Source organism: Streptomyces sp. NPDC051104 (assembly GCF_040682835.1).
In the GTDB taxonomy this organism is placed as follows: domain Bacteria; phylum Actinomycetota; class Actinomycetes; order Streptomycetales; family Streptomycetaceae; genus Streptomyces; species Streptomyces cynarae.
On the sequence record NZ_JBFBBS010000008.1, the window covers coordinates 130885 to 143544 of the forward strand.

At 70.8% G+C, this 12660-nt stretch carries 7 protein-coding genes, 1 pseudogene and 1 riboswitch; of the genes and pseudogenes, 2 read left to right on the forward strand and 6 right to left on the reverse strand.

What is annotated here, in order from left to right; translation table 11 throughout:
• Window positions 1-186: 186 nt before the first annotated feature.
• Together AB0N14_RS14920 and AB0N14_RS14925 are read right to left on the reverse strand one after the other, a co-directional pair.
• Window positions 187-1527: an SWIM zinc finger family protein gene (locus AB0N14_RS14920; RefSeq protein WP_366026049.1), complete on the reverse strand. Its 1341-nt coding sequence runs from the start codon at window positions 1525-1527 to the stop codon at window positions 187-189.
• Entirely contained in the window at window positions 1524-4649 is a 3126-nt protein-coding gene (locus AB0N14_RS14925; protein ID WP_366026050.1) for a DEAD/DEAH box helicase, read from the reverse strand. Before AB0N14_RS14925 ends, AB0N14_RS14920 begins: the two co-directional genes overlap by 4 nt.
• Window positions 4650-5597: 948 nt before the next feature.
• Here AB0N14_RS14925 and AB0N14_RS14930 point away from each other — a divergent pair.
• Window positions 5598-5819, forward strand: a complete 222-nt coding sequence (locus tag AB0N14_RS14930; protein WP_366026051.1) for a hypothetical protein — start codon at window positions 5598-5600, stop codon at window positions 5817-5819.
• A 266-nt stretch (window positions 5820-6085) separates the two neighbouring features.
• Here the strand turns inward: AB0N14_RS14930 and AB0N14_RS14935 are convergent, their stop codons facing one another.
• Both AB0N14_RS14935 and AB0N14_RS14940 read right to left on the reverse strand, forming a co-directional pair.
• A complete protein-coding gene (locus tag AB0N14_RS14935) occupies window positions 6086-7324 on the reverse strand; it encodes an MBL fold metallo-hydrolase (protein WP_366026052.1) in 1239 nt (412 codons plus the stop codon).
• A gap of 247 nt (window positions 7325-7571) precedes the next feature.
• A pseudogene (locus AB0N14_RS14940) lies at window positions 7572-9199 on the reverse strand (IS200/IS605 family accessory protein TnpB-related protein).
• Window positions 9200-9402: 203 nt separating this feature from the next.
• Here AB0N14_RS14940 and AB0N14_RS14945 point away from each other — a divergent pair.
• On the forward strand, window positions 9403-9933 hold the full coding sequence (locus tag AB0N14_RS14945) for a carboxymuconolactone decarboxylase family protein (protein WP_366026053.1): 531 nt from the start codon (window positions 9403-9405) through the stop codon (window positions 9931-9933).
• 413 nt (window positions 9934-10346) lie between these two features.
• On the opposite strand, the gene AB0N14_RS14950 is transcribed toward AB0N14_RS14945, so the two are convergent.
• The gene (locus tag AB0N14_RS14950; protein WP_366026054.1) at window positions 10347-11132 is read right to left on the reverse strand and encodes an SGNH/GDSL hydrolase family protein; all 786 of its coding nucleotides are present in this window, start codon (window positions 11130-11132) and stop codon (window positions 10347-10349) included.
• A gap of 303 nt (window positions 11133-11435) precedes the next feature.
• Window positions 11436-12371, reverse strand: coding sequence for a peptidoglycan DD-metalloendopeptidase family protein (locus AB0N14_RS14955; protein ID WP_366026055.1), 936 nt, complete (start codon window positions 12369-12371; stop codon window positions 11436-11438).
• Window positions 12372-12375: 4 nt separating this feature from the next.
• A riboswitch (cyclic di-AMP (ydaO/yuaA leader) is annotated at window positions 12376-12532 on the reverse strand.
• Window positions 12533-12660 lie beyond the last annotated feature (128 nt).

Genomic DNA, 12660 nt, shown 5'->3' on the forward strand with positions numbered 1-12660 from the left:
TTCGGCTCAGGCACTCACCCGGTCCGGGCCTCTTCGAGATCTGAGTGGGCGTTGTGCGAGTCGCTGGGTGTCGTCCGGTTTGAGGGCTTGCGGTCGGTCGAGCCTACGGTGTGCTGGTGGGCATGGACGGGCGGTAGTCGTACCCGAGTGATCCACCGGACGAGGTATCGGAGCTGATCCGGCCGGTCATGTCCCCGGCAGGATTGGCAGCACAGCCTCCCCGGCGTCCTGGGAGGGAGGGCCGGCTGGCCACCACTGGCCGGACTGCTTCCGGAACGGGTACCAGTGACCGTCCGGTCCGTACCGCAACTCGACATCGTGACCGACCAATTGGAGGCGGCCGCCGGTGCGGCGCAACAGGGGAGGGCCGGGCAGGCCGGGAAGCGGTCGGGTGAGGAGTTGTTCGCGTGCCGCGGTCTCCGCGGCACGCGGTGGCACCTGGCCTCCGTCGAGGACGGCAAGTGCGGGCTGGCCGCCGTGTTTCCAGGCGGTGCTGGCCCGCGCGAGCCGGGCGCGCGCCCGGTCTGAACTGTTCAGCAGGCGGCCGACGACGCGAGGATCGCCGTCCGCTCGTGCCGCGCGCCGGACGGTGTCCAGCCAGGGGTCGGTGTCGAGCCAGAGCCGGGCGGCGGGGGTGCCTCCGGTGGCGACCGCGTGGCTGTAGGCGTCGGCGGCACGGTGGGCCGCGTCGTCGGCCAGTGTGCGCAGCCGGTCGGGGGCGACAAGGCTGTCCTCGTGGCCCGGATCCGGGAACGGTCCGACGGTGACGGGCCCGGTCGCCGGGGCGGGAAGCTCCGGCAGGGGAGGCAGTCCGCCTTCCTGCCTGGCCCGCGCGAACGCCTCGCCGGCCGGGACTCCGCGAGCCGCGCCCGCCCTGATCAGTTCCGCTTCTTCGGCGGCCTGTTCGGCAGCGGCGGCTTCGCGTTCGGCGCACCGGAGCGCTGCTTCCTCACACACGAAGTCGAAGTGGTGGCCGCGGAGCAGCAGGAGGGCGTCGGGGCGGGCGTCGACGGCCCGGGCGTACTGGTAGGAGACCGCTGCCGCGTGTTTGCAGGGGAAGCCCCAGTCGGGGCATGTGCATTCGTAGTCGATGAGGCCGGGTCTGGGTACCAGGGCGATGTCTTCGGCGACGGTGACGCGCGCGGTTGCCTCGCCGAGCTCCCCGCGGGACAGTTCGGCGGCTGCGTCGACGTCGTCCGTCCATGACTCGAGCAGCCGGTCCGCCTCCGCCTCGGGCAGTTCGGAAACGCGGAGCGTGACCTTGTACGGACGGCGGCCGCTGCCGGTGACCCGGGCGGACAGTTCGCCCGCGCGTACGGTGATGTCTCCGACCGCCCCGCGCCGGGCGTAGGTGCGGGCACGGTCGAGCCTGGCCGCGTGCCCGGAGTCCCGTCTGCGGGGACTTTCCAGGGCGGTGATCCACAGGATGCCCCACGGCCCGTCCGTCAGCTTCCGCTGTCCCGGTACCGGCGGAGGCTTCGGGAGGACCAGATCAACGGGGCGCTTCCCTGTGCCGTTGCGGCTCATCGGCTGCTCCGGTCGGTGGTGGTGTGCAGGGCGACCAGGTCGGCGAGTTCGTCGTCGGTCAGATCGCTGATCGCGGCCTCCCGCCGGTTTCCGCCGAAAACCGAGTCCGCCAGGTCGCGCTTGGACGAGATGAGCTGTGCGATGCGCTCCTCGACGGTGCCTTCGGTGATCAAGCGGTGGACCTGGACCGGCTGGGTCTGGCCGATACGGTAGGCGCGGTCGGTGGCCTGGTCCTCGACAGCGGGATTCCACCAGCGGTCATAGTGGACGACGTGGGACGCCTGGGTGAGGTTGAGGCCGGTGCCGGCTGCCTTCAGGGAGAGCAGGAACACCGGGACCTCACCTCTCTGGAAGGCGTCGACCATCTCCTCGCGGCGGTGCACCGGTGTCCCGCCGTACAGCAGGAGCGTCCGCACTCCGCGCCGGGCCAGGTGCGCCTCCAGCATCCGCGCCATCCGCGTGTACTGGGTGAAGACCAGCACGGAAGCGTTTTCGGCCAGGAGGACGTCGATCAGTTCGTCGAGGAGTTCGAGCTTGCCGCTGCGTCCGGTGAGGCGGGCCGCCGTGTCCTCCTTCAGGTAGTGGCCGGGATGGTTGCAGATCTGCTTGAGGGCAGTAAGGAGTTTGAGGACCAGGGCGTGCCGGGTGATGCCCTGTGCGTTGCGGATCTCGTCCATCGACTCCCGTACCTGTGCCTCGTACAGCACTGTCTGTTCCCGGGTCAGCCGGACTGGGTGGTCGGTCTCGGTCTTGGGCGGCAGTTCGGGCGCGATGCCCGGGTCGGTCTTGCGGCGGCGCAGCACGAAGGGGCGGATGAGGCGGCCGAGCCGTTCGGCGGCCGCCGCGTCGGCCTCGGCCTGGCTGCCGCGGGCGGCGCGTTCGGCGGCCCGGCCGTAGCGGTCCCGGAAGGCGGTGAGCGGGCCGAGCAGACCGGGCGTAACCCAGTCCAGGAGCGACCAGAGTTCGGTGAGGTTGTTCTCCACCGGTGTGCCGGAGAGCGCTACCCGGGCCTGGGCAGGGAGGGCGCGCATGGCCTTGGCGGTGACCGAGGCGGGGTTCTTGGCGTGCTGCGCCTCATCGGCGATGACGAGTCCCCACGGTCCGGCCTCGCAGAGGTCGGGCAGGTCGCGGCGGAGGGTGCCGTAGGTGGTGAGGACTATCTCCCCGGGCCGGATGTCGCCGAGGTCGCGTGCGGGTCCGTGATGGCGGCGCCAGGGCGCACCGGGCGCGAACCTGTCGATCTCCCGCCCCCAGTTGCCGAGCAGCGAGGCGGGACATACCACCAGGGTGGGGCCGTAGGCCGTCCTCGGATCCTCCTGTCGGCGCAGGTGGAGGGCGATGGCGGTGATCGTCTTGCCGAGCCCCATGTCGTCCGCGAGGCAAGCACCCAGGCCGAGGCGGGTGAGCCGGTCGAGCCAGGCCAGCCCACGCAGCTGGTACCCGCGTAGGGTGGCCTCCAGCCCGGCGGGAGGCAGCAGCTCGGCATCCGCGGCGTGCTCCGGTGCGGTCAGCCGGTCACGAAGGATGGTAAGCCATCCGTTCGGCCGCACCGGGGTGACGGATCCGTCGCCGCCCGCCACCTCGCCCGTGAGAACGGCCGTCAGTGCCTCCAGGGCGCCCAATTCGCGTGGCCGGCTCCGGGCCTTGCGTACCAGCGCCTCGTCGACGACGACCCACTGGTCCCGCAGCCGCACCAGCGAGCGCCCGGCCTGTGCCAGCCGGTCGAGCTCCGCAGGGGTGAGAGTGCGGTCCCCCACCGCCAGCTCCCAGCGGAAGGAGAGCAGCGCGTCGGGTGTGAAGAAGCCCGATCCTTCCGGTTCTTCGTCCGGCGAACCGCTCCCGGGCTCGACGACTGCCTGTACGACGAGGTCCCGGACCAGGTCCTTCGGCAGGTGCACCGCCACACCCACCCGTGCCAGGGCACCAATGCCGTCGTCCAGCAGGGCGCGAAAGGCGTCGTCGTCCACGTCCAGTGCGTCCTGCCCGGCCGGTTCCCGCAGTCCGGCGAGTACGGGCCAGACCTCGGCGGCCGCACGCAGCGTCGCATCGACCCGCGCACGGTCACGCGGACCGAATCCGTCCACGGTCCCACGCCGCACCTCGGCCAGGTCGGCGAGCAGCAACGGATCCGCCAGCGAGCGCACCTGGGGCACACAGCGCACCACCGCTCCGAGGCGGTCCGCAGCGCCCGCGCCCGTGCCGTCGTCGGCGCTGTCGAAGTACCCCTCCATGTACGGCAGTTCAAGCCGGAGAGAGAGCCGGACACCGGCGTCCCGGCCGTCGGCGAGCTTGACGGCCCAGCCCCACAGCCCCGGCAGATGCCTGGGGTCCCGACCGGCGAAAGCGGCCTGCCCGGCAGCGGCGGCAGCGGCGGGCGTGCGCGGCAGCAAGTCCGCCACCGCGTCCAGGAACAGACGCAGCCGGTCGTACGGATGCGGCAGAAGCAGCGGAGTACGTCCACGTCCGGCCTGCTCGAACGGAGTCGCGTACGCGGCGGGGTCAAGGGATCCGGCCAATGCCTGTACCCAGCCGGCGTCCTCCTGCGAGAACGGCCCCAGCCTCCACGCGTCGTACCCGCCGGCACTCAGCCCGGGCAGCAACAGTCCCCGGCCGGCCATGTGCAGCGCGTAGAGGGCCGCGTGGCGCCATGCGACCCCTGTCGCGGTAAGCCGCTCCGGCGGCTCGTCCAGCAGCAACGGCAGAACGTCGGCAAGCGAGCACACCACCGCGGGAACGGTCCGTCGCCGCCCGCCGCGACCGTGCGGCAGGACCACCAGGAGCTCTTCGGTGGGAGCACCGGCCGGCAGCCGCCCACCCTGGGCGTGGAAAGCGATCCGTCCGGAGCGCGGGGGATCGCCCGGCAGGAATACAGCCGCGCAACCCCTCAGATCCTCCCACCACACCGGGTCGAACACGACGGTCCTGGGAACGGGTGATACCTGCTCCGTCCCGGACCCCGGCTCGGAAGTCACAGGCGGGTCCACAGGCTGCCGATGCTGGGAAGGAATACGCCCCTTGGACAGCCGGGGATCATCGATCTCCCGGCCGTCCACATCGAAGTACCGAGCGCTCTGCTCCTGGCCTTCGTCGTTCATGGTCACCACGCGGTAGACCGTGGCCATCGTCTGGTTCCTCTGCCGATGTCCCCCAGCCGCACCTGCCGCCGGTTTTCCTACTGATTGCCCCAGCCGTGAGTCCACCGACCGGATTGCTTCAACGCTACCGGAGCGGACAACCCCGTAGTGAAGCTCTCCGAGATCGGTGGACACTCTGTCTCGTGGCGCAGCCTACCGGTCGGGACTCGTTCGGCGTTGCGAGGTACTTGAGGAGACAGCGCCCTCCTCAGGCGCCTGCCGGACGTGAAAGTCCAAGCACCATGACGCGGATCCTCGCGTCGGCAACGGCACGAAATGCCGCTCCACGGGCGTCTTTCGCTCGCGGTGGCGGCCGTCGACCGCATCCGGGACGCGTGTGCGTTTCTCGGGTGCCATGTCCGAGAGCATCTGGACCAGGACAGCCAGGTCGTCCGCCGCCATGCTCACCGCTCCCCCGCCGACTTCAGCCCGGCCGTGGAGGTAGCCGCTGGCACGGTATGGGGGCGCCAAGGCCGCGGGAGCGGTGCGGATACCGTACGCCACCACGGGTCCGTCGGGATCTCCCCGCCTGCCTCGAACGGCTGGCCCGGCCGGGAACGCGATGGTCTGACCGGCCTTCACGGCCACGTCCCTCGCCCACTCCGCCGGTTCCAGTTACGGGCCCCCGCCGACGGTCGAGCCTTCGCCGTCTCGCGGCTCATGCAACGTGCAGCGCCACAGTATCCGGGCCTTGACCCTGAATCCTGGACACCAAACAAGTCGGGAACGTCCTCCACGACTCCGAGGAGCACTTGGCTCCGACCGTTGTCGAGCAGACCCTCCGGCGTGAGGCCATCAAGCTGTTGGGGCTCATGTCGGACGACCTGTGGAACTGCATGTGACCGGCGGTCACCTCTCCAGACGTTAGACCGTGAAGGCAATGTGAAAGTGCTGGTCATTCGATATGGTGATCCTCTTCGAAGCAAGGGGGGCGCAGTGCCATACACAGCAGAGATCAGCCGGACCAATCAGGGTTGCTTCATCTTCCTCGTGGACCAGTCCGCCTCCATGAGCGATCCCCTGCGCGTCGGTGAGGTCACGCAGCAGAGGGCCGAGGTCGTGTCTGACGCGATCAACCGGCTGCTGACCGAACTGTCCGTCAAGTGTGCCAAGGAGGAAGGCCTACGGGAGTACTTCCACGTGGCTGTGATCGGGTAGTACGGACACAACCATGTGGGTACGGGCTGCGGTCAGGTCACCGGTTGGTCGGCCACTGATCATCATCCCCGCGGCTCACGACGTGCGTTCGGACCGAAAACCGCGCCGAGCCATCCAACGTCGGCAGGGGCCTTGAACTGTCGAAAGGGATCCGAGGGTTCCTTGCGAGGCGGCCCGTCCAACGCACGGATCACGCGGTCATACTCAGGACCGGAACACCCGGCTCAACATCTCTATGAGCGGGCCGATCTCATGCTCGCCCGGTGTCACACGTCACCCGCGAAGTCGAGATCCTCGCTCCGCTCCTCAGCGGCAGCCGACACCACCGGCCGCGGCCGGCGCCACGGGTGAGCGATCGGGCCGGACACGGACCGCCACCACGGGCCCGTGGGAACATGCCCCGCCGGCTCGAAAGGCTCCCCAGGCCGGGGAGAAGCAACAGCCTGCGCGACCTCCTCAGCCGCGTCCCTGGTCCACTCCCCCGGCTCCGCCCACGCATGGAAAGCCAGGTTGAACGTCCCCCAGTGGATCGGCAGCAACACACCATGCGGCCTGCCCCCTTGCAGGTCAAGGTGCGCCTGGACCCCCTGCGCCGGCGACATGTGAATGTCCGGCCACGCACCGGGCAGCGGCGTAGAATCCGTGTGGTTCTTGGGCCAGAAGTCGGAGTACGCGCCGATCTGGATCATCGTGGCGTCGAACGGGCCGTGCGCCGCGCCGATGTCCTTGAATCCCTCGAAGTAGCCGGTGTCGCCGCTGTGGTAGATGCGGTGCTCGTCGCCCGCCACGGACCACGACGCCCACAGCGTGTGCTGCCCGTTGCGCAGGCCGCGGCCGCAGAAGTGGCGGGCCGGGGTGGCGGTCAGCGTGAGGCCGCCGACCCGCGTGGACTCGTGCCAGTCCAGCTCGCGCAGGCGGTCCGCGGACACACCCCAGTGCTCCAGGTGGGCGCCGACGCCGAGCGGTATCGCGAACACGGTGTCCGTGCCGGCCAGGGCCTTGATGGTGGGCAGGTCGAGGTGGTCGTAGTGGTCGTGGGAGATGACGACGACATCGACGGGGCCGAGCGCGGCCAGCGGCAGCGGCACCGGGTGCAGCCTCTTGGGTCCGGCGAAGTCGAACGGCGAACAGCGCTGCCCCCACACCGGGTCGAACAGCACCCGGTGCCCGTCGATCTCCGCGAGCACGCTGGAGTGACCCATCCAGGTCAGTCGCAGCCCGCTCGCCGGGGGCTTGGCCAGGTCGGCGTAGGTCGTCGGGTGCACCGGGATCGGGCCGGCCGGGGCGCGGCGGGCGCGGTCCTCCTTGCGGAAGTACATCTTCGCCAGCTCCAGCGCGGACCCGCCGGAGGGGCGGGTCCGGGTGCCCTCCGGGTTCACGAAGGCGCCGTCCGCGAAGTGCGGTGATCTGCGGATGCGCGCAAGGCGCTCCCCGCTGGGATCCACGCCGAAGGCGGTGGGTCGCAGCGCGCGGAGCCCGGAGCTCAGGGGACCGAAACCGGTCACGGCACCTCCAGTGGAGTGGGTGAGGTCCTCATTATGGTCGGCCCGTACGGCAGTGCCGGGTCGGCCATGTCACACGGCGGCGTCCGTCCCGTTCGCGACTCGCCGCGCCGGCCGGATGTCACATCCGTGCGCGCCGCATGTCACATCCGTGCGCGCCGGTCCGTCGTACCCGTGTGGGCGCTCGGCACTGAGCGCCCGGGAACGACGCACTGGAGGTGCCCCATGGCCCGTATCTCCCTGACCGTTCCTAACCAGTGAGCAGGAGTGGGTCTTGGACCCATGCCTGGTCACTGCGGACATCCCGAACGGTGTTGGATGTCCTGGTCGCCCGCCTTCGCTCCGCGTCCGGTGACAGGGATCGTGTCCGTGGGCCGGGGATGCGGGGGCGGGTTCCCTCACGCTCTGGGGTGCCTGGTCCGGCCTGGGCGGTCCGATGCCCGCGACGATCACTCCGGTCGTCGAGGGGCGGTGCCGTCCGTCGCCGGATCGGGTGCCCGAGGGCGCGTCGTCCGATCGCCACGGCAGCAGCGTCGTGGCGCGTCGTTGTACGGGTGGTCGTGGTCAGGGGTTTCTGCCAAGTGCTGCGCGCCCCACTTGGAGGTGTAGGCGGGGTCGACGGCGATCAGGGGGATGCCGAGTTCGGCGGCCATCGACACCAGCCGTGCCCGCAACCTGGCCGTGGGCATGCCGCAGATCAGCTTGCGGAACCGCTTGCGCCGCCCGTATTTCTCGCGGGTCTTGTCCGCGCTGAAGTCCAGATCCTCGACCGCGATCGCGAGACCGTGGCGCTGGACGAAGTGCAGCAGACGGATCAGGGCGTGGCGGACCTGGGCGTCACGTTGGGAGGCGGTACCGGTGAGGTCGTAGCCGAACCGGAACGGTGCGCCGATGGGGTTGCCGTGGGCATCCAGGCGCCAGGCGGCGAGGTGGTCGGCGTTGGTGTCCACCCCGACCATCCCCCTCGCGCGGGCCGCCGCGAGCGGCACGGTCGTGGCCGGGGGGGAGGGTCCAGGAGGCGGTCAGGTACCAGCGGCCGCGTACCGGGTCTTCGTGGATGCGGTAGGCGACGGCCCGGTTGACGCTGATGCGGTCGCGCCACTGCTCGCCCCGGTGCGCGAACGCCACCCGCGCGGTGAGCACGTACCGGCCGTGCGGAGCGTTCGCCAAGTGGGTGAGCGGGGCCGGGAGTTTGAGGCTCACCTCTCCGTCGGGGGTGACGCGGATGGTCTCGTTGCCGTACCGCTTCCCCGACTCCCCGTCGGCCTGCAGGAACCGGCGCCCGGCCTCCCACCGGGCACGCCACCGGGCCTCGGTGAGTCCCGCTTCCTGAAGGTGGTGGCGGGTGTTCAACCGCCGCTTGCCACCGCGTACGACATGCACGACCCCGGCCTGCCAGTCGGCCCGCGCCGCCCGAAGCCGGTCTTCCAGGACGCGCAGGCGGCGCGACTTCGCATGCCATTCGCGCCGTGAGCGGTAGCCACCCGGTGCATGCTTGCCGCCCTTGTCGCCCACGGGCAGGGACAGCCGGTGCGCGACCGCGCGCACCTGCGCCTGAAGGCCCTGGATATGCGCGAGCTGGGCGCGCCGGGCCAGGGCCCACCGGTCGTGGGTGGCCTTCGTGATCGACCCCGCCCACCGCGCAGACGACTGCCCGGTCAGCACCCGCTTGCGCTCCGCCCACGCACCACCGTCATGATCCAGACCAGCCGCACAGCGCGCCTTCAGGTCACGCGAGGCGAGCGACCCGAGGTGGCCGCCGACCAGACGCAGTACCCGCTCGTCATCCGCGGTCAGCTGCTTGAGCCGGTCCCGGACGGCCACCCCGCACGGGCCGGGCACCACGAACGGCGCCGCCACCTCCCGCAGCCCACCCACCAAAACCACCCCCTCCAGACCCGCAGAATTCCGTCACCGCACTCAACGCCACCACCCGAAGAGGTCACCCATGCGATAAGGGAACCCTCGTTCCCCCGCGCGCACCGTGGCCGGCCCACTCACTCACGTACGCCAGATCACGCTCGTGCACTGTTCCGCGGCAGCAGTTCACAACCCCGCGCCGCACGCTCTTCTTCCGCATCATGGAGTGGTACTCGAAGCGGACGTACGGAAAGGTCCTCGACCCCGGCAAGGCGCTCGCCCACCAGCCTCGCGTGCTGTGGAGCGATCTGCGGTTCGAACAGTGGGTGGCGAAGTGGAACAAGATGGACCCGGACCTGAAGGCGCTGGCCGAGATGGCGTCGGCCGCGGCGATCGGCTGCGCCTGGTGCATGGACTTCGGGTACTGGGTGAGCCGGGAGCGCGGTATGGCGCGCGAGAAGCTGGTCGACGTGCCGCGCTGGCGCGACAGCGACGTGTACACCGAACTGGAGCGCGACGTCATGGAGTACGCCGAGGCGATGACGGCCACCCCGCCCGCTGTCGACGACGTCCTCGCGGCACGGCTCCTGGGCCGCCTGGGCGAGCCGGCGTTCGTTGAGCTGACGGCGATGGTCGCGGTGGAGAACCTGCGCTCGCGCACCAACTCCGCGCTCGGACTGACGAGCCAGGGCTTCAAGGACTCCTGCGACGTGCCGCCCGTGGAGGAACGGCGGACGACCTCCGCGCGGTAGCGGTCACTCCGAGAGCATGCGGTTCCGGCCGGCTCCGGCGACCGCCGTGCCGCCCCTCCACAGGAAGCGGGCGACTCCTTCGAGGCTTCCGTAGGCGGGTGTCCGACGGACCGGATGAGCGGCCCCGGCTCTGCGGGACCGCCGCGCTCAGCTCCTGGGTGAGCCCCAGGTCCTCGCCCGTGGACCGCGGCGGCGAGCGCTTCGACGCCGTCGTCGGACAGCTCGGCAGTCGCCGCCGAGGTCGTCGGCGCGGGCATCGACCGCGTGGACGCCCCGGTCGCGGCCACCGGCGGCAGGGCGCGGTCCGGGCCGGTGGCTGAGGGCTGCCGCCCCCAGCCACCGGCCCGGGGCTCCGCCCACGGACCCCCGCTTCGGCCTGAACGGCCGGCCTCCTGGGAGGAGGAGGCCGGGCCTCACACCGCCTGCGCGATCCGCACCCTGATGTCGTCCGGCGACAGCGTCCCCTTGGCCACCACCCGGTCCCCCGACGACTCTCCGCGCAGCCGCCGTCCGATCCATGGCACCAGGTACTCGCGTGCCCAGTGGATGTCGTCGCGCCGTACCTCGAACGTGCCGCGCGGCGGCAGGGGCGGCCACGGCTGGTCCGGGTCGGCCGGCACCTCCATGCCGAGAACCTGGCCCGCCCGCAGGGCGACGTGGGTGTGGCCCTCGGGCGAGAGGTGGAGACGGTCGTCGTCCCAGGCGCGCCGGTCCTGCACGGACTTGAGCGACCACAGGTCGAGGACCGGGCAGCCGTACCGGTCCGCGATCGCCCGCACATGGCCGTTGTAGGTGGCGATCTTGCCGCGCAGATGCTTGAGCACCGGCACGCTCCGTGTGTCGAACCCGGTGGTCACCATCACCGTGCCGACGGCGGACGTCAGGACCGCGACGGCCCGCTCGAACCGCTCGGCGACGTCGTCGGGGTCGGTGCCCGGCCGGATGATGTCGTTGCCGCCGGCGCAGAACGAGACCAGGTCCGGAGCCAGTTCGACGGCCTTCGGGACCTGGTCCTCGACGATCTGGTCGAGCAGTTTGCCGCGCACGGCGAGGTTCGTGTACCGGAAGTCGCCCTCGGGCCGCCGGTCCGCGAGGAGGACCGCGAACCGGTCGGCCCAGCCGACGAACTGCCCGTCGGGCCCCGGGTCGCCGACACCCTCGGTGAAGCTGTCCCCCACCGCCACGTACGACCCGATCACTGATCTGTTGTCATTCTTCGAATCGTCTGCCACATCGGTCCATGATTCACCTTGCGATGTGAGCTACGCGACCGTAGGAAAAGGTTGACGGACGGTGAGATAAACCACTCGCCGCAACTGCGCCGATCAGGAATACGCCCCCGATCAGGGGTGTTGGGCGAGCCGCCGGACGCTGAACCCGGTGATCCGGAAGTGGCTTCCCGATCACTGTGGGCCGTGGTCGCACTCCTGTCGGGACCGCGTGAACGCCGGAGGCCGGACCCCCAACAGGGCCCGGCCTCGCGGAAATCGCGGCGGGTGGCGTCAGCCGACGGTCACGCCGTGGGAGCGCAGGTAGGCCACCGGATCGACGTCCGACCCGTAGTCGGGGGTCGTGCGGATCTCGAAGTGCAGATGCGGTCCGGTGACATTGCCGGTCGCGCCGGACCGGCCGACCTGCTGCCCCTCGGCGACGGTCTGGCCCGCGGCGACGGAGATGTGGGACAGGTGGGCGTACTGGGCGTAGCGGCCGTCGGCGAGCCTGATGACGACCTGGTTGCCGTACGCGCCACCCCAGCCGGCGGCGACCACGGTGCCCTCGGTGACGGCCTTCACACTGGTGCCGGTCGGGACGACGAAGTCCACTCCGGTGTGGTGGCCGCTGGACCACATGCCGCCCGCGACGTGGTAACCGGTGCCGAGGACGGCACCCGTGACGGGCAGGGTGAAACCGGCGGAGACCGTGGCGGTCCTGGCGGCCTTCCTCGTGACAGCCCTGGAGGCCTTGGACTTTGCTGCGGGCGGGGTGGTCGTCCTCGTCGCGGCCCGGGCACCGTCCAACGTCAGCTTCAGGCCCGGGTGGATGAGCGACGGGTCCGAGCCGACGGCCGAGCGGTTGTCCTCGTAGAGCCTGTGCCAACCGCCGTCGACGTGCTGTTCGCGGGCGATCTTCTCCAGCCAGTCGCCGGCCTCGACCGTGTAGGTCCTGCTGCCGGTCGCCCGGTCCGCGCCCCGCTTCACGGTGACGGGAACCGCGGTGGCGGCCTTCTCGGTAGCGATTGCGGTCCCCTGGGAAGCGGTGACGGTCTCCTGGGAAGCGATGGCGGCCTTCTCGGCAACGGACGAGGCCGGGGTGGCGGCATGGGCCCCGGCCGCCCCGACCAGGGGCAGCGCGAACGCGGCGCCGCCGGTTCCGGCGACGGCGAGGGAACGGGTGAAACGCCGGGGCTTGGGACGGCGGTGCTTACCCTTCGCGGGCATGGTGAATTCCTCTCCGGCGCCTGCGAGGTGAGCTGTCGGGTGCGGACTGGAGATGTCCGGCCGTGCTCGCGCACGGCTTTACCCCTAGCCGTTCCGGAGACCGGAACAGGCATGGTTCCTGTGGGTCCCCCGCTCCTGCCGGGCATGGGTGTGTGTGCGGGCTCCGGACGGCGGCAGGATTCGGCGTTCCGCCCGGATGGATGGGAAACGTAAGCGAACAGGACGCGCAGCGACAACTGTTCGCCTCCCGGTGCGCACCTTTCTCGTTGTCCTCACCGGAAGCCCCCGG

Bases quoted from the DNA above. Each gene is read 5' to 3' on its own strand.
- AB0N14_RS14920 (WP_366026049.1), bottom strand. From the start codon at position 1,527: ATGAGCCGCAACGGCACAGGGAAGCGCCCCGTTGATCTGGTCCTCCCG.
- AB0N14_RS14925 (WP_366026050.1), bottom strand. From the start codon at position 4,649: ATGGCCACGGTCTACCGCGTGGTGACCATGAACGACGAAGGCCAGGAG.
- AB0N14_RS14945 (WP_366026053.1), top strand. From the start codon at position 9,403: ATGGAGTGGTACTCGAAGCGGACGTACGGAAAGGTCCTCGACCCCGGC.
- AB0N14_RS14955 (WP_366026055.1), bottom strand. From the start codon at position 12,371: ATGCCCGCGAAGGGTAAGCACCGCCGTCCCAAGCCCCGGCGTTTCACC.